This window comes from Sulfitobacter sp. 1A13353 (assembly GCF_043557255.1).
In the GTDB taxonomy this organism is placed as follows: Bacteria; Pseudomonadota; Alphaproteobacteria; order Rhodobacterales; family Rhodobacteraceae; genus Sulfitobacter; species Sulfitobacter faviae.
Genome location: NZ_JBIFFS010000004.1, coordinates 278,414 through 295,054 on the forward strand (window position 1 = coordinate 278,414; position 16,641 = coordinate 295,054).

At 55.8% G+C, this 16,641-nt stretch carries 15 protein-coding genes; 5 read left to right on the plus strand and 10 right to left on the minus strand.

The genetic code is table 11. The annotated features are described in order from the left end of the window. Positions 1–49: 49 nt before the first annotated feature. Positions 50–682, minus strand: a complete 633-nt coding sequence (locus tag ACGYLO_RS12095; protein ID WP_394376686.1) for a hypothetical protein — start codon at positions 680–682, stop codon at positions 50–52. Between the two features lie 262 nt (positions 683–944). Here ACGYLO_RS12095 and ACGYLO_RS12100 point away from each other — a divergent pair, with 262 nt between their 5' ends. Then, positions 945–1,580 carry a hypothetical protein gene (locus ACGYLO_RS12100; protein ID WP_394376687.1) on the plus strand — a complete coding sequence of 212 codons (636 nt, stop codon included), beginning with the start codon at positions 945–947 and terminating at the stop codon, positions 1,578–1,580. On the opposite strand, the gene ACGYLO_RS12105 is transcribed toward ACGYLO_RS12100, so the two are convergent. From ACGYLO_RS12105 to ACGYLO_RS12145, 9 genes are all read right to left on the minus strand, one after another. Beyond that, positions 1,581–2,132: a metallophosphoesterase gene (locus tag ACGYLO_RS12105; protein ID WP_394376688.1), complete on the minus strand. Its 552-nt coding sequence runs from the start codon at positions 2,130–2,132 to the stop codon at positions 1,581–1,583. Positions 2,133–2,146: 14 nt separating this feature from the next. Then, the gene (locus ACGYLO_RS12110) at positions 2,147–3,019 is read right to left on the minus strand and encodes a hypothetical protein (RefSeq protein ID WP_394376689.1); all 873 of its coding nucleotides are present in this window, start codon (positions 3,017–3,019) and stop codon (positions 2,147–2,149) included. 113 nt (positions 3,020–3,132) lie between these two features. Beyond that, on the minus strand, positions 3,133–4,296 hold the full coding sequence (locus ACGYLO_RS12115) for a hypothetical protein (RefSeq protein WP_394376690.1): 1,164 nt from the start codon (positions 4,294–4,296) through the stop codon (positions 3,133–3,135). Beyond that, positions 4,293–9,356: a carboxypeptidase-like regulatory domain-containing protein gene (locus tag ACGYLO_RS12120; protein WP_394376691.1), complete on the minus strand. Its 5,064-nt coding sequence runs from the start codon at positions 9,354–9,356 to the stop codon at positions 4,293–4,295. Before ACGYLO_RS12120 ends, ACGYLO_RS12115 begins: the two co-directional genes overlap by 4 nt. 122 nt (positions 9,357–9,478) lie before the next feature. Further along, positions 9,479–10,537, minus strand: a complete 1,059-nt coding sequence (locus ACGYLO_RS12125) for a hypothetical protein (RefSeq protein ID WP_394376692.1) — start codon at positions 10,535–10,537, stop codon at positions 9,479–9,481. A 39-nt stretch (positions 10,538–10,576) separates the two neighbouring features. Beyond that, positions 10,577–11,062 carry a hypothetical protein gene (locus ACGYLO_RS12130; RefSeq protein ID WP_394376693.1) on the minus strand — a complete coding sequence of 162 codons (486 nt, stop codon included), beginning with the start codon at positions 11,060–11,062 and terminating at the stop codon, positions 10,577–10,579. Between the two features lie 162 nt (positions 11,063–11,224). After that, entirely contained in the window at positions 11,225–11,446 is a 222-nt protein-coding gene (locus ACGYLO_RS12135) for a WGR domain-containing protein (protein WP_394376694.1), read from the minus strand. Between the two features lie 85 nt (positions 11,447–11,531). Then, positions 11,532–12,005, minus strand: a complete 474-nt coding sequence (locus ACGYLO_RS12140; RefSeq protein ID WP_394376695.1) for a hypothetical protein — start codon at positions 12,003–12,005, stop codon at positions 11,532–11,534. A gap of 8 nt (positions 12,006–12,013) precedes the next feature. Continuing rightward, positions 12,014–13,675 (minus strand): hypothetical protein, encoded by a 1,662-nt coding sequence (locus tag ACGYLO_RS12145; protein WP_394376696.1) that lies wholly within the window; start codon positions 13,673–13,675, stop codon positions 12,014–12,016. A 109-nt stretch (positions 13,676–13,784) separates the two neighbouring features. On the opposite strand from ACGYLO_RS12145, the gene ACGYLO_RS12150 reads away from it, so the two are divergent. The 4 genes from ACGYLO_RS12150 to ACGYLO_RS12165 all read left to right on the plus strand — a co-directional run bounded on the left by ACGYLO_RS12150 (position 13,785) and on the right by ACGYLO_RS12165 (position 16,641). Next, positions 13,785–14,378 carry a hypothetical protein gene (locus ACGYLO_RS12150; protein WP_394376697.1) on the plus strand — a complete coding sequence of 198 codons (594 nt, stop codon included), beginning with the start codon at positions 13,785–13,787 and terminating at the stop codon, positions 14,376–14,378. A 127-nt stretch (positions 14,379–14,505) separates the two neighbouring features. Next, the gene (locus ACGYLO_RS12155; RefSeq protein ID WP_394376698.1) at positions 14,506–15,168 is read left to right on the plus strand and encodes a hypothetical protein; all 663 of its coding nucleotides are present in this window, start codon (positions 14,506–14,508) and stop codon (positions 15,166–15,168) included. A gap of 16 nt (positions 15,169–15,184) precedes the next feature. After that, entirely contained in the window at positions 15,185–15,958 is a 774-nt protein-coding gene (locus tag ACGYLO_RS12160) for a hypothetical protein (RefSeq protein ID WP_394376699.1), read from the plus strand. Next, on the plus strand, positions 15,955–16,641 hold the full coding sequence (locus ACGYLO_RS12165; protein ID WP_394376700.1) for a hypothetical protein: 687 nt from the start codon (positions 15,955–15,957) through the stop codon (positions 16,639–16,641). Before ACGYLO_RS12160 ends, ACGYLO_RS12165 begins: the two co-directional genes overlap by 4 nt.

Genomic DNA, 16,641 nt, shown 5'->3' on the forward strand with positions numbered 1-16,641 from the left:
ATAGCTCATTTTTCGCAAGACTTCCTGTCGCGCTGTTTTAGAACGTTATCTACCTTTGGCAGACTTCAAGCTTCACCTTCGCCATCTCGATCAGATGCTCTGTCAGATCATCGAACCGTTCCGGCGCGAGCAAGCGCGTGGCCAGCTCATGACCAAATCCAAGACAATTGGATTCCTCTTCGGTCAACATTGTTGGCGCGCTGACCTCAGTGGCAAAGTTAATTAGAATGCGCGACAGACGGGGATGATCCATGCTGATGCTTTCACCCCACCGACGCACAGGCTCACAGCGTGCCACATGCCGCGCACGGGACTGCCTTTCGGTCTCTTGGTGGGATACCTCAGCCGCAACCCCCCGGACGGCCTCTGAGGTCACCTGCATCAACAATTCAATGCTCTCCATGGCGTCACTTAGGCTGGCACCATCGGGCCCGTGGGGATCCCGGATCATATGAGGATGTGGAGTTCGAATGATCTTGAGGCGCTCACGGCGGCAATCGTAGACCTCAGCCAGAATATCGCTGGCTCTACCGCTGCCCTCAAAGCGCAGTGCGAGCAACTCGGCAAACAGCTCTCGAGCTTTCTCGAGGTTAGCGGCGTTCAGCGCACCAGCTTCAGGGTCATTCAAGAAGACACGAAGCCGGTCGATAAACCTGGCAATTCTGATGTCAGGTACGGTCATTCAGACCTCCCGGCGGCGCGAAGTGCCAAGACCCGCGGGTGGACACCCCGACTATAAGGCTCTCGCGCAGCAATCGCTTTTTCGTTCTGTTCGCACAGCTGGGCGCGCAGCGCTTCCGTTGACGGGGCGTTGTCCTGGCTCACGGTCATTCGACTGAACTCCACATAAATACCGATTATCTCTATCTTCTACGCTTTTCGCACATCTTTCCTATGCTATGCTTTCAACAAAAATGGGCAAACCTTAATCGAGCGTGATCAACATGAAATTTCCCTTTAAAGAACTGGGGCTACTTGCCGGGATGGCTCTTTCCGTTTTTGGGGTCATCAAAGCCGTCGATTACTTCGAGCCTAGCGACATTGACATCATGGCCGACACGAAGGGCGCTCTGGTTTACCAAGAACCCCTTCAGAAGGAGATTGAGACCGCCCTCTTTACCTTCGAGGCAGATGGAGCACAGCTAATCCCTCAGGCCCTCTTCGACGTAACCGGTGTGGTGCTGGGCAAGAAGAGGTATCTCCCTTGGGGGGCGTATCACATGGCACCCTGGGACATCGGTATCGGCTGGAATGAGATGTCAGATCCAGCAAACCTGTCTGAAGTTTCATTCTGGCAACGCAACAGGTTCATGCATTACCGATATGGTGCCGGGGCCTCGGTGAATAAATACATGATCATTCCGAACTCAGCGAACATCCATATCATTCCAGCCAATGACGAAGTGAAACGTCAGATGTCCGAGGTAAAGGAAGGTAATCTGGTCAGGCTGACGGGGTTCCTCGTCGATATCTCAGACGGTGAGACCTACCTCAAGACGTCCCTTGAGCGCGGCGACACTGGCGCTGGCGCCTGCGAAATCCTCTATGTGCAAGCCATCGATCTCGACCCGATCAGTTGATCAGGCTTCACCGGGACCTTCAGAGTCATGCTCCGAGATTGACCAAAGGGGATTGATGGGCAACTTGTTGCCGCGCTTCATCGCTTCGCGCAGTTTGATCGGCCGAAACCCCCAGACATCCACACCGACATTGATGCAATTGAGATTGCCCAGATGCTTCTCGTGTACATGCCCGAATAGCATGATCGACCCTTTGCGCGACCGGTACCATGTAACCATCTGATAATGGCACAGGGTCACATGGCGTGTCCCGTCCTTGATCTCTGCCAAGGGGTGGATTGAATCCCAGGGCAGCGCCAGCACGCGCTCCTCATCGTGATTGCCTTTGACAAGATGGGTGCGGCAATTGATGCGCGCATGGATGTCTTCCAGATAGGTGTCGTCACCCCCTACCCCGCCGAAACCGAAGTCCCCGACAATCCAGAGATCATCGTCGGGCTTCACCGCCGCGTTGATATTGCCCAGGATCGTTTCATCCATATGGCGCGCGGAGTTGAACGGCCGCTTGGAATATTCGATGATTTTGCTGTGCCCGAAATGCGGGTCGGCCATATACCAATTTGCCATCAGCTGTGCTCCATTTCCGCGCGGGCTTCGTCAATGAGCTCTTTGACAGAAAGCTCCATCAGAGGCAGGTGATGCTCACGGATGGGGCCTTCCAAGATCGTCGCTGTAGATCCATCTGAAATCTCATCGCAGACATAAGTGTCGGTCAGCTCATGCAGGCAGGCCTGCCGCATGCAGATGTCCCCCGCAATCAGCTGATCCATGACCTGAGGCGCTGGCACTGCAAGGGAGAAGTAGTGCCCTGCATCTTGCTCATCGAGGCGCATCAATACAGCTTTGCGGCCTTCGGCATCTGCCAAAGCCAGCAAGGGACCGTCGTATTTCATCAAGGTCTCGGTAATGCTGAACTGCGTTGTTGGACGGCGTCCGCAGCTCCCGCGCATGCTCGTGAACTCGCGGGCTAGATCAGCGCGCAGTGTGGGGTTGAACGCGATGGTGTTGGAGATCGGGAGGATGCGCCGCAGGATGCTTTCAAGCCGATCCTCGCGCTCGGAGCTTTCAGGCGGTTTGCGCAGGTTCACGCTGCGCGCGGCCAGCGGGTAGATTACCTGCAGAATATCTTGGATCGCACCTGTGAATGCCTCGTAGGCAAAGTGCTGTTCGCTTCCTTCGAGAAGGTCATCCGTCACATGCACCGATCCGTCCGGGTGAACCAGGACTTCGAATGCGTCATCCTCCAGCTGGACGCCACCTTCCAGGGTTGGGAAAATGCCAACCACGGTTCTGAGATCGGGGGACAGATTCAGCAGCCGCTCCGCAACCGCCAAAGATCGCTCAGTGAGCTCCTCTCCTTCCCCGTTCATCCACCCTGCCCTTAGAGCGCGTAGCGTCATAAGGCGCTTTTTGGGGGATCTCGTTTTCTTTTCAATCATTGCTCAATTTGCCTTTTTGCGGCCCCGGGGGCCGATAATCTTTTTGCCCCATCAGGAAAGCTTGCACTATATTTAGGTAATACTTTGTATTTTCGCAAGGCGAAGCTGAACCTCTATTTGAGGATGGTCCGCACCGTGATCTTGCCGGACGCCCCGGCAGGAAGGATGCCATTTTCGAGCCTGACGGTGCAGGTCGCCGCTCCGCAGTCCGTTAGGGCTGCGGGGGTCACGAATGCATAGTTTGGATCTGTCTGGGTAAAACCAGACACAGTGGCGCCCGCGAAGATCATATCAGAACTCAGCACATCGGATATCGTGGTATTGTTTGAGGTGCCGTCGCCTGTATTTGCGATGTCGATGTCATACTGAAAGCATGTGCCTGGTACGGCGGCGCGCGCTTCCGGTTCGCTTGTGCCGGGAATGGTCCCACATCCAGTTGGCAAGGAAGAGTGAATCTTCACCGACTTATCAAAGGTGAGGTTGGGATTTTTCCTCGGGATACAGAAGTCCAAATCATAGAGAGCGATGCCCTGCATCTGCGGATTGGTAGAGTTGAAATAATCGCTACGCGTTGAATAATCGATTGTTACACGCACCACCGGATCGGAGAAACGCACGATCATATTGCCAAGGTTCTGGTCATTGTTGGAGGCGCCGTTGCCATTACTGGGATTCCCGACACCCCTGTTCGATGCAATCGGATTTCCGACATAGACTGTCGACGGCACAACCTGACCCTGTGAACCGGAATTATATGGCGTCGTAAGGGCAGGCAATACGGTGCTGCCGTCGGCCGCATAGCCCGTTACGATCACGGAGTCGCGGAAGCCCCCGGTGCCATTCCTAGTCGCAAGATAGTCGATATCGAACACCTCAAACTGAAGATCTTCTACGGCCCGGTCGAAGTTCACCGTTGTGCGCAGATTCTCATTCATGGCGTTCAGGTCTACGACCAGAGAAAGTGAATTAGCTCCCGATCCGTAGCCGCCCTGAAGGAAGTTCGAATTGACGGGATAGTTTGGCACGATCCTATTCGTTGCCCCCGACATAGACAGGCTCACGCCAACAGGCTCTGCATCCGGATCTCCAGAAGAGGTTCCGTCACGACGTACTGAGGTAGAAAAGCTGCGGGACCCACGGGCATAGCTCTGCTGGTTCCAATCCATGTAGTAGCCTTCGGTGGACGCATTGCAGGCCTGCTGAGCCACCCCTGGCGAAGCCACGGCGCAAAGGAGGGCCGCACATACGGCCCATGCTTTAATTTTCGCAATACTCAACGGAAGAGCTCCCGGAAACTGTTCTGATCGACTTTGATCTTGAATTCGATATATGCGCCTTTGTCAGTATATCCATTGCTGGAGAAGTCAGGATCCCTGAAACCCGCAAAGTTATACCCGACATTGATCCTGCCATTCTTGAAGGGCGTCGCCCCGACAGAAACGCCGTAGCTGGAGGTGGTTTGCCCCTTTCTGGCGGAGTTCATCAAAGATCCATGAACGCCGAAGTCGAATTTCTCGTTCAGATCCCGGCGGTACTCTGCGCCGAGGAAGGTTGTCGTGTCCTCAAACGCAAATCCCGAAAAGTTCTGGCGCTGCCATTTTGCGGCCGCGCGCAGGTTCAGACTGGCATCATCACCGATGTAGCGATGGTGGTTTACCGACCCATAGACCTTGCGATCTCCATCTTTGTCAAAATCTGTCTCAATTTGCAGAATGGTGATCGGCGCCCGGTCTTCGCCGCGGTGCGCAGCACCGACACGGATCCGCAGATCTTGCTCCTCGACACCATCTTCCTCGGTGAAGCCCAAAAGAGCTTCGCCCCCGATTGACCATTCTTCAGTCAGCTCACCGTCTGCCGAAACGCGCAGCGATCCTCCCCTGCTGGTCTCGCTCACTGAATAAGCGAGCTCTGCGCCCGCAGACCATGTGTCCGCTGTTTTTCGCAAGCCCACAGATGCGCTGGTGAATGCCTCCTGAATAAACGGGTTGCCGACAGCAGCGCCCAAAGGAAGTTCGCCAGAGCCGAGGTCTTGCTGGGCATCCATTCCAAATGTCAGAACCGTGCCCTCAGAGACCGTGAACTGCTGACGGGCACCCAGAAATGCGGCTGATCCCGAGCGGCCCTCTGACTGCGCCCGTACGAGCCCTGCGGTGATCTCTCCGCCCTCCCAAGGGGCCAGGGTAAAGCCCAAGCTTGCCGCGGTGCTTTGATCACTCTCTCCCGCTTCGCTGGCAACGCCAAAAGAAGCAAAGAGGGAAAGCGTGTCATTCACTTCATGGGACGCATCGATCAGCAGCGCGTCGGTCAGCACCCCTTCACCCTCAACCTTGAGGCTTTTGGAAAGCGAGGCTTCGATCTCGGTCTTGCCGTTCTCGGAGGTCCAGCCCAGCTTGACCAGTCCATTCAGCGCGCGTCCCATCTTGTCGGTGCCATCGAAGGCATTGTATTCAAAGCCAGCACCATAGCTCAGACCATTGCGTTTGCGCGTCATCAAGAGATTGGCCCGCTGCCGGTCTTCATCAAGCGTGTGGTTGCGCTCGAGAGCGACCTCGCTTTCGATGTAGAGACCATCATCCGTGGCTTCTCCCTCGATATCGACATCCCCGATACGGTGGCTGAGCGTTGCCGCAGTAATGTCCACATTATCACCCGTGAGCGCGGCATCGAGAGCTGTCGCTCCACGCCGGGTTTTCACATAGGCCTCAAAGGATGTACCCTCGACTTCATAGGTAAGACGCAATTCGCCCGCGCGCCCGGTGGAGCGACCCATTGGAGAAGACTTCTCCACCTGCATGGCCTCGGCGCTCAGCGTGAGATTTTCAGTTGCCCGATATGTGATGTCGGCTTGGACAACATTGGCATCCACATTGTTGCCGTCGAGGCTTTCTGCCCGCAGCAGGCTTGCGCCAATGGTGAGATCTTCGACCACATCGACTTCGGCACGCGCACCGAGCAAGAGCCCCTTTTCGACGTCCCGGTCGGTCTCGTATTCCACAACAAGCACATTCCGATCGAACTCTGCTGTGAAAGCCGGCACCGGCCTGCGCAGAAAGATCTTGCCGCTGTTTTGATCCAGCACATAGTCGACACCGGCAGACAGCGCCTCCTCGTTGAGCTCCTCTGTGGCATCGTTGCGGTCCACGGTAAGCACGCGCACGGTCTCGGAATTCTTAACAATCCCGCCCGATGTCAGCTTGAAGGGCCCGGAGGTCCCGTTCAGCGCAATGCGGTCAACTACGAATTGTTGCTCAACCTCGGCCCCAAAAGCCATCACACGGAAATTCTCGCCTTCATATTCGACACGCATGCCCGACACGCGCCGGTCCACGTCCAGCAGCCGCGTGTTGATGCGCGCCTGAAAATCACCGATCAGCAGTTCTGCATCTTCGCGCTTCAGGCGAAGATAGAGCGGGAAACGGCTTTCTGCTGCATTCCCTTGCGTGCTTCGGTCGCCATAAACGATGTAGTCCTTGTCGGGGTCGATCCCGAAGAATTCATCGGTGCCGCCGGCCGCGCTGTCGTAGCGGAGCGTCAAGAGCCACTCGCCTTTGATGATCCCTTCGGCAAAGAAGGCCGCACGCCCACGCAGATTGTCATCAAGTGTCCCCAGATCGCCAGGGCGACGCATGTGTTTCGCAATCTGTCCCTGCGCATAGCTGCCCTCTGCGATCCCCACGAGAACCCAGGGCCGCTCAGCCGCGGTGATCCGTGCCTCAACGACCGCGGGGTCTTCGCTCGAGCGACGTGGGAAGGTCAGCACTGCCGTGTCGGGATAGAGCACCGGTGACAGAACCAGTGTGGCGATACCGTCCTGGCCCACTGTCACGGATGTGGTGCGCGACGGCGCCTTTTCAGTGCCGTCCATAGAGCGCCGGCGCCCGCCTTCAGGTTCGAACGTGAAGGGATCGTTTACAGAAACGCTGACCTTCGTACCAGGCCGCAGAGGGATCCCGTCATGTCCTGTCATCTGAACCTTCACCATGGGAGTGGAGCGGCCATCGGTTTCAAGGCGTGAGCTTTCTGCCACTATGCTGACCTCATCGAAGGAGGTCGCATAAAGCACTTCACGGGTCTGGCGGACTACTGTCCCATCGGGCGCCGTGATCTCCAACTCTACCGAGTTGCGGCCTTCATTGATGCCGACACCCTTCCACCGATCTACGTTCAGTGCAGTCGTGCTGCTGGAGAGCGACTTCTCGCGGTGTACGGAAGGCACGAGCTCACCATTTACCCGCAAAGCCACGCGATGCGCATCTTTGCGCAGAACACGGATCTCAATGGACGAACGCTCTGGGAGTTCACCGTCCCGCGGGGACAAAAGACCCTGAGGCGAGGAAGCAGGTTGCAGTTCAAGCCATGCTTGATCAAAGTCCGGGACGCGCGCCGCGATCGGCATGAAATCATCATCGACCCTGGCTTTGACGATGCCGTCCTTTGCGGGGTGTCCTGTAACCTCGGACAACGAGGGCAGACCGCGCTGTTCTTCGGCCTGTTCCTGCAGAACAGGATCATCAAATACGATCCTGAACTCGGCGCGGCCAAGCATGCCGGGAGCCACATCTATGAACTGGCTGATGGGGTTGCCTGCATTGCGCACATTGCTCTCGCAGAGCACAGCGCGCGCGCCCAAGGGCAGGGTTAGCTCATCAATCTGCACGACATGATCGCGGTAGCTGATATCCCGAAAAGAGAACCGGCCATCTGCATCGGTGATGGCATAATCGCCCGTTTCGAGGAAAATGCGGATACCGGATAGGTTCATTGTTTCAGGCTCTTTGCCACAGGCGCCGACAGTCACATCACCGACAATAGCCATATCATCGAGGTCAAAGGGCGCTTCGATTTCAAGATCATGGGTGTCATACGCACTAAGCAGGCGCTCTGAGGACACATCGGTACGGGTGGTGATCCTATCCCCAGGCACCGCGCCGATACTGCTCTGCGCCACATAGGTGAGCGTGATTTTCCGCCCGGCAGTCGCTGGGAAATCATCAATCCGAAAGCTGCGGCCATTCTCCTGCAAATAGGCATCGACAGGCATCCCGTTGATGCGAAGCGAGGCATCTTCGATGTCTACGCCAAACGGCAGGCTGTCACGAATGTCGATCAGCCCGCTTTCGGTTACGGTGATTTCTGCGGTATATTCGATGAATTCGCCTGCCTCGATTACCGAAGCACTACCGAAACGCTGAACATCAATCAGCCCGCGACGGTCCCCAGCGATATCAATCTGGATCGGCGGACCTGGAACGACATCAAAGGGCATCAGCTGTGAGCCGGGCTCCAGAATAAAGGGCCCGCCGGGAAGCCCTTGCAGGGTTGCTTCATCAACCTCTGTCGGGAAGGCGTAGGCGCCTGGCTCCGAAATCTCAAAGCGGTAAGTGCCGATGTCGACAAAAGGAAAGCGATATTCACCTGGCGCCAGCGCATAGGTCTCACCGGCGCTGTCTGTGACAGTTGAACCCGTCACCACTGTGGCGGGATAAACAGAACTCAGGTCATTCCCGTAGACGCGTGCCGGTTGACCGGTGCTTTCGTCGATGATGGTGACAGCAATGCCGTCGATCGGCGCGCCGGTGGCGCTGTCGAAGATGAAGCCGTAAGGATCTACAGGCCCAACAATGACATCATCCTCAAGTCGCCGCTCAATTGAAAACGGGTCGGTGTAGACAGCCTCGATGCGAGAAAGTGGCCGGGTTTGGATGACGCCGTCACCCTGCGTGGCAGGGTTGGCGCTTGTATTGACCCATGCTGTGAAGCGACCTGAGTCTGGTTCGGTCTCGTAGAACCTGATGACTTCTCGATCCCCAGTCACGACATCTGACAAAGCAACGTCCACCGTATCAATGGCGCTATTGTCATAGTTGAGGCCCTCATCATCCAAAATGTAGAAGATCGGCATGCCGGGATAAATGCGATCCGCATCGGTCACGGGTATCTGCCCTGGAATTGGCACAACACCCCCCTGGAGGCGAGAGACGTCCCGTGGTTTTGCGACCGGTGCAAAACCGCTTCGACCGTTCACGTCAAATGCAAATTCAGCCGCGGGGAAGGTGACACTCTCGGCGCTTGCACCCGCAGGTGTATAGCGAACCGCTCGAAGCGTTCCCACTGAAGGGAAAGCCTGTACGGTGATTGCCGCCTCAGCGGTGATCTGATCCTGCGCTATCCCCTGAACTTTATAGTCCAAAGTGGCGCGGTTAACGATCCGGGTGCCGGGTGCCGTGGTGGTATTGTCATATGGGCCGGCAAGCAACTGGCCGGCGGCAAGTGCCACCGCCGCAATGCATGCAGTACGGATATATTTGAAAGTTGCCTTCCGGTCGTGCGGGATCATCGGAATTATCCTCTCGATGAAGTAAATCGGGAGAAAAGAGGGTAGTGTTTTTATTTTTATGAGCTTTTCATGCTGCGCGGGGATCGCTCCCCGCGCTTTTTTCGCAAATCTTCGGGTGAAGATCAGTCAACCAGAACGCGCAAGGTGAAGCTGGCGCTGTCACCTGCGGCGAGGGTCGACAATGTGCCGGTCACTGTACCCTTCGGACCGGTACCAGCATCATAAGTCACGTCATCGAAATCGCCCGTGGCCGTACCGGCAAAGGTTTCCTCACCAGGGATCGTATCGCTGATAACGATGGTTGACGCTGGCGAAGTCGCAGACCCGCCATTGCTGATCGAGATCGTGTACTCGAGGCAAGCGCCCGGAACGGCGGCAGTTGCTGTTGCATCGATTGCAGCAGTACCACATGCAGCGGCCGACAAAGCCCCGTCGAGGTTCTCGTCCACGATCGCAACGGTCTTGCTGTAGGTCAGCTGCGGCGCTGTCACGACCAATGTCTCGAGGTCGCTTTCAACACCATCATTGTCCGTGTCCGCAAATACGGTGTCTTCGGCTGCCAATGTCATGCTGGCATCAGGCGTCTGCTGGGAAACTGTATTGGTACCCGCATTGAGCGCAGTCGCAGTCACGGTGAACTCATCTTCAAGTCCGTCCGCCGTCGACGCTGCAACGTTTGCCACAACAAGAATGTAGGACTGACCATCGGCTGCCAAATCCAGAGTATTGTTGTCCCCGGTCAGATCAACCACGGTATCGCCGGCATCGAAAGAATTGTCCGCAGAGAGAACCGTGTAGAAGCTCCCGTCGGTGCCTGCACCGGTGGGGTCATAGGTCAGCCCCAGATCACCGGTCCTGGCGATATCGACATCATAGCCCGACGCATCGTTGCCTTCGTTGGTCAGCAGGAACGAAAGCACCTGATCATTGGCACCAGCCGCTGCTGTGACGGTCTTGCCGCCGTCCTGGCCTTCGAGCGAAAGGTCGACGCGACGGTCAACCACGAAGGTTGCGGTGTCCGCGTCTTCGATGAGGATCGTTTCGCCGCCAGAGCTATAGGACACGTCAATGCTGTTGGACACCGATGTACCAGCCTCGGTGCCCGCCGCAAAAGCGGCCGGTGCGGCACTGGTGAGAAGGATGGCGCCAAGTGTGGCCATCCCTTTGTAGAAGTTGTTCATGGAATTCTCCTGATTTCCTGGGGTTTGGAGGGGGCCGTGTTAACGGATCGTTGCTGAATACTCGAATACTGCGTTTTTCGCAGCGCCAATCTCAGCAAGATTGACCTGAATGGCACCGATGTCGTCCGCAGTCGCGGCGCGTTCAGCCCCATCTTCAGAAGGGACCGTCAGATCATCGAGAGCCGCAAAATGGGCCGGTTTCTGACGGGTTGAAAAGGTGTAGCCGATCGCATCATATTCCGTAATGCTATCTGCAACGAGGCTCAAAGAGGGGTCGACATCCAACTTGAAGGTGATGTCGCTCAACGCTTCATCGGTCATGTTGTTCAGATTTGCACTGATAACAACGACATCCTGTGGGACAAGATTGTCAGATGCCACACGCTGTTTGATCTCTTTGCCGTCATCATCAATCGATGTCACGACCTCGAAGACGGACATTTCAACGGCAAGGGCCGCGTCCTGGGCCACAGCGGGGAAGGCCGAAGTTGCGATAATGGCCGCGCCGTAAATGTAAGACTTCATAGATATGGTCTCCGTTGAGAAAAGTTGTTTGCGCTGTTAAGAGTTTTTTGGTACACTCTGTTTTTCGCAAAATTTATATTAATCGGCCGATCAAGATCGCACAAGGTCAATAGCGCAAAAAACACATTGTTGCCTTATTTCGCACAATCCAAGCAGAATTGCTTAGATTGGTATGTAACCCCTCTTAAGCTTCGTTTTTTCCAGCTTTAAGGCTAGAGCCTCGATCTCCTGATATGGACCGGTGCAGGCGATACGTTGCCGTGCTCGCTTCCCAATCCGACCCCAGCAAATAAACAAGGCATGCTCATCAAACAGCGTTGGCTCGACGCGAATTTCGTAGAACCTGAACATGTTGCGATCTGGATTTATACATTCGAGACGCATGGTGACCTCCCCTGAAATCGTGGGGATTCTGCGCCTTTAGCTCTGCTTTGCCAAATGTTTTATGTAATACTTGGCTCGATTTCGCTCAGATTTCAGGTCCGCTGTCGATCGCGCCGGTCTTTAGCGGCACTGGATCGCGATTGTCTTCGCAGATGCGCAGGACGCGCGCAGAACGGGTCAGGTACTCCCAGACCTGTTCGTTGTGATGCGGTACCCCATTCCAATAAGCCTGCGCTGCGGCAACAACACGAGGATCAGATGCCGTAGCTCCACCCCCCAAAAGACAGGAAATTTCGCTGGACCAGTTCATGTCGTGTCTTGTGACATTGCCCAGAGGTTCAAGCTCGTAGATGATATCCAGCGACCCGCCGCAGCTGTCGATGTCCTCATCGGCACACATGAAGACCGCTTCTTTATGCGGGATGCAGGCAGCCGGTCGATAGGCCTCCAGCACGGCATAGAAATCCGTGCCGCCCCATTCCTCTTCATAGGCGTGCCCCCTGCCCTGCAGAACTGTGCCAGAAGCTGTAAGGAAAGATGAGCCGTGATAATAACGCATTGAGGGCCTTAGTAGCTGAAGTCGGGGTCTTCTCGATCCCGCGCAATCATCATCGGCAACTCCGTCCCGTGGTGCTCGAGGACATATTCATTGATAGCCTTGAGGGCGCCTTGGTTCATCTCCTGCACGAGATGGTTCATCGCCCCGGCCCGGCCCTGCACATCGCGCAGCTCCACTTCGCTGAACGTCTCCATGGTGAGATCGATGCGTTCGATAAGATCTGTGAGCTCTTTTCGGTCCGCAGCACGTTTGGCGCCGTCCTGGATGATCGCATTCGCCTGACTGATCAGCGTCTCCAGGGACCTTCGCGCTTCTGCAACATCGCCTCTGGCAGGATCTGATTGGATGACAGCTTCAATTTCGCTTTCCAGCTTGTGCCGCGGCAGTGAGATGCCCCCGACATTGTCGATGCTGCATGGGATGTCTGCGCCTGTGGGATGGCCGCGCAGTGCCGTCATCATGTCCTCAGGGCTCAGACCCAGTTCGACGACTCTTGATCCATCCCGGATTTTCTCATTGCCAAAGCTGTTCTCTACATGGGCCGTCTCAATGCGCAGCGTGAAATACCCCCCATCGGTCGCGGGAAAGCTGGAGTGCAAATCAGCCTCACCGCCCCCGATAAAGGCGGTGGAGGCCGTGAGAGCAAAACCATCGGCCGCGGCGCGGCGCTCATTGGTGTGAGGGTTGCTTAGACTTGCCGCCAGGCTGGCGAGGCCTTCCAGCTTTTTGACTGCTGCGCGATCTTCATCCCGCAATGCATTTCGAAGTTTTTGCCCATGTGGATCATCTGGACCCGGCACATAGGTGCAATCGGGGTGATCCTGCGCAAGAATATGCCGCATGTAGGAAATCGTCGCCTCATAGGCGAGCTCTGCCTCCGGCAATCTGTAGCGCTCCATTGCCGCATCGAGCAGCCCGTTTCGATCTCTGGCAAGCTCCGGGTCTGTGATGTCCGATCCCCCCTCCAGCGACAGAGGATCCTCTTGGGCCGCGCGTGCGATCCCCGGCAGGTTCAAAGCAGCTGTTGAGGCCTCTACACGGTTCTGAACCAAGGTGCGTTGAAGGTTGTCCTTATGGCGCTCAAGGCGGAACGCTGCATCCCCTTTTGCCAGAACTTGATCCAACAAGATCTTCATATCCTGCTGTTTTGCCTTTGAAATGCCGGACTTCATGTCTGCGGCCATCTTCTTGAGCGCATCAGCGGCGCGGCGGCGACTGCGAAGGGTCTTCTCCATCGCTGCATCCAGCAAATCATCAGGTCTGATCTTTTTCCCCTCCCAATTTGGCATGGTTTCCCCCAGCCAAGATTCCGCGGTCAGAGCCACATGGGCATTTGATCGATTGGGAGACATCATCAGCTGGGCAAGGCTCTCTTCGGAGATCAGTGCCGTCATCAAGGGTGCCCCGGGAGCCGTCGTACCATCGTCTCCCTCGGTGCCGAAGTGAACAACGATACGGTTGTGCGCAAAGGATCCGACAGACTGTCCGAACAATGAAACAGGTTTTGCTTGTGCCACACGTTCAATGCGCATGAAGCCACGGCTCGCATGGACTGTCTGGGGGATCATGTCCTCTCGCGCATGCGCCCTTGAGAGCAAGCGGTTCAGAATACGTTTATCGTCGGGCCCAAGTTCAGCGGTCTTGGCATGATGGTTGAGAATATCTTTCATGATCGCACCCTAGCCCCTATTTGCGAAAAACATTGCATCGAGTTAAACAGCGATTAGATTGGGAGCAACTGAAATATCTGATCAAGGTGATCTAAATGGAGAAGAATACGTGAAACCTGAAAAACTGTCCCGGAAAGCTCTGCTGCTCATGGCGAACATGCATGGCATGAACCGCCCCGTGACATCTGCCGATCTGGCCTTCCTTGCCCCGCAGCCCAGTGGTGCCCGCGAATGGGCGTTGAGCGCCCTGAAGCGGCTCCAGATGATCGGCTTTATGGAAAATGGTCCGCGTATCGACAATGCGCAGAGCTTTGCTCTTACCTCAGCCGGACGCGAGGCGCTCCATGCACAGCTTCCAGCGGAAGACGTGGTCCCGGAAACCGTTCTTTCCGAGCATGATGGGCCTACGCTTTTCTCTGTCGAAATCTTTGGCGCACGTCGCCTTATCCTGGTTCAGGACAGCCATAGCGACACTCTGATGGTATCGACCCCGACTGCTGAGATCCTCGATGATGTGATCGAAAGCCGGAGCGAAGTCGCGGAAGGCATGTGCTGCGAACCCTGCTTCTATCTTGAGCATGTCGACGGGACCGCATACGCGCTCAGTGAGAAGATTGGCTCGGCAGAAAACTTCCGCACTTTCTGTGAAGAGGCCGCCCATATCGACCCGCAGCCTGAAGATCTGCAGGCCGAAGCCATCTAGGTCACTTCGCAAGCGTGCGAATAATATAAGTTGCGGGCTATAGGGAGGTGGCGATTGATAAAATCGTCACCTCTTTCTTGGCTCTAGGGAATACTTGCTGAAATCACAGCAGGGTGAAGGACAGAACATGCCTAAAATGAAGAGCTATGGCGAGATTTCAGAAATCCTGCGCGAGGCTGAGGCCGGCAGCGAAGATCTTGATCGCCTTTTCTGGTCACGAACCTACGCCTGCGACTACCCCCTCACCTATTACGATGAAGAGACCTTCGATCAATGCCGCGCCGAGGGTCAGTCATCCGCATCAATGACGACCAATGCTCAAATGGCTTTGCAAATGATTGAAGAGGCCCTTCCAAAGGCAACTATAGAGATCCAGACGCGCGCCGGGGAAATCTCAGTCAGAACGACGATCTCGAACCTGGATTTTGGCGGACCCATCACTGGCAAATTCACCGGAAAATTGCCGATCAGCCAAATGGCCTTGGCGATCACCGCCTCGTTTAGCGAGATGCTTGGAAAATACCTCAAGATCGAGCAAGACAATTTTGCCGTATTTGGTGTAAAAGACCGTGTGGAACGCGCCAATCACTGGCCCGTGGAGGAAACCGCGCACAATCAGTTCCGCTGTGTTCACCATGGTGAAAAACTGGCCACAGAGGCGTATCTGACGGAAGAGAAAGCACGAGAATACGGTGCTCTACTGCACCACTCGGACCACAACATGCTCAAACATCGCAACCGTTATATCGATCTCGGCCTGGAGCCAGTCGATGACCCCTGCCCAAGCTGAAGTCAGGATAGCTGATATGGAATATGAAGATCTGGATGGGCATCTGAAGTCCTGGCTCAAGGCGGCGCAAAAAAATCTGAACAGCCATGGAGCCCTCGAGCGTCAAGATCGGGCTCCTGTGCAGATCATCATCGGCTCTATGTCCGAGGCCATTAACGGGCAAAATGCCGTCACTAACGCGCTAAAACCGCTCTTAAACGATGTAAAAGATGTCATTCGGGCTCATTGTCCCTCTAATGCTTGGCCGCTGTCACTGACCTTTCAGATCAATGCGAGGGACAAGCTCGTGGTTGATAAGATCGGGGTCTGCAACATCACGCTGGAAGGTCTTTTCCACAAACGGAAGGGGATCGTTGAGACGCGTTGGTTGGATTATGGCACTGAAAGCCTCTTCGGACTCAATCAGATTGCCGCCGATATGCGTCTTTTGCAAAGAATGACACCGCCCTCTAATCAGCCTATCCAAGCCTGGTCGACCGCCCATGATCTCATGGGTATTTCTCATGTGCATTTTGAGGGCATTCATGCGCGGACCAAGTCCGAGGCTCTGCTGAAAATGATCTGGTCCGAGACCGGCCGCAAGGGCCTTGAGGACGTCCTCAAGAAGGGCAAGATCGAACTCAAGAACAACGACGAGCGAATTTGGTTTGTCGCCAGTGAACTTCAGGACCTGCATCTTCATCCGATGGGCACCGCCCCGCGCAAACTCGAAGCAATGGACGAGATCTCAAATCACCTTGAGACCCTTCAGTCGGAGTCTGCACCGGAAGATGATGAGTTCAGCCCATGAGCCTACCCTACATTCAGATCGACGAGGTCTACCATATCGGAACGATCGAGACCGAGGATCGCGGCATGCAGGCAAAGGGGTCTTTGGAAGCCTTCTGTCTTTCGGTCTCTTTGCACCCGGAGGACTGGTCGTCTATCGCAAGGCTCGGCGGAAGTCCTCTGTGGTCCATGTCGCGCCCCGGCAGCCTTTGGTTGGATGTTCTGGCGTTGGAACCTCACAGCCGTGCCGAAATCGAAAGTTGGGCGGAGCAAGCTGGATATGTTGAACCGAGCACACATTGGCGCGCCTGGTTCTCGGATGAAGAAGGCAATTGGTCCTTCATGCGCTGTGACAGCCTGGAGGCCGCTGAGCGTGAGATTGACAACCCTGAGGATGAAGGTCCCTGCCCTGATGGATCCCGCATCGATCTTGAGGAAGGGTACCGGCTTACCGAGCGCGGCATGCGCGAGTTAGAACGCTGGCAGGAGGCCAGTGACGCACAGGATGGGATGATCATCCTCTATGCGCGCGATGTTCTGGCGCCGGCCGAGCCGCGCCTTGCGGGGCTCTGGTGGGATGAGACCTATGATCCGGGGGCGTTGAGTTGCCCCCGCGGCGGCATTCTTCCTGCGCGGCTTTCAGAATTTGAGGCCGCGCTCATCGCGGAAGCGGGGATCCGGATTACAAATGATCCTTCTCCCTGA

Excerpts from the sequence above, each read along its gene's own strand:
- ACGYLO_RS12095 (WP_394376686.1), bottom strand. The coding sequence starts at position 682 with ATGACCGTACCTGACATCAGAATTGCCAGGTTTATCGACCGGCTTCGT.
- ACGYLO_RS12100 (WP_394376687.1), top strand. The coding sequence starts at position 945 with ATGAAATTTCCCTTTAAAGAACTGGGGCTACTTGCCGGGATGGCTCTT.
- ACGYLO_RS12105 (WP_394376688.1), bottom strand. The coding sequence starts at position 2,132 with ATGGCCGACCCGCATTTCGGGCACAGCAAAATCATCGAATATTCCAAG.
- ACGYLO_RS12110 (WP_394376689.1), bottom strand. The coding sequence starts at position 3,019 with ATGATTGAAAAGAAAACGAGATCCCCCAAAAAGCGCCTTATGACGCTA.
- ACGYLO_RS12120 (WP_394376691.1), bottom strand. The coding sequence starts at position 9,356 with ATGATCCCGCACGACCGGAAGGCAACTTTCAAATATATCCGTACTGCA.
- ACGYLO_RS12125 (WP_394376692.1), bottom strand. The coding sequence starts at position 10,537 with ATGAACAACTTCTACAAAGGGATGGCCACACTTGGCGCCATCCTTCTC.
- ACGYLO_RS12130 (WP_394376693.1), bottom strand. The coding sequence starts at position 11,062 with ATGAAGTCTTACATTTACGGCGCGGCCATTATCGCAACTTCGGCCTTC.
- ACGYLO_RS12135 (WP_394376694.1), bottom strand. The coding sequence starts at position 11,446 with ATGCGTCTCGAATGTATAAATCCAGATCGCAACATGTTCAGGTTCTAC.
- ACGYLO_RS12140 (WP_394376695.1), bottom strand. The coding sequence starts at position 12,005 with ATGCGTTATTATCACGGCTCATCTTTCCTTACAGCTTCTGGCACAGTT.
- ACGYLO_RS12145 (WP_394376696.1), bottom strand. The coding sequence starts at position 13,675 with ATGAAAGATATTCTCAACCATCATGCCAAGACCGCTGAACTTGGGCCC.
- ACGYLO_RS12155 (WP_394376698.1), top strand. The coding sequence starts at position 14,506 with ATGCCTAAAATGAAGAGCTATGGCGAGATTTCAGAAATCCTGCGCGAG.
- ACGYLO_RS12160 (WP_394376699.1), top strand. The coding sequence starts at position 15,185 with ATGGAATATGAAGATCTGGATGGGCATCTGAAGTCCTGGCTCAAGGCG.
- ACGYLO_RS12165 (WP_394376700.1), top strand. The coding sequence starts at position 15,955 with ATGAGCCTACCCTACATTCAGATCGACGAGGTCTACCATATCGGAACG.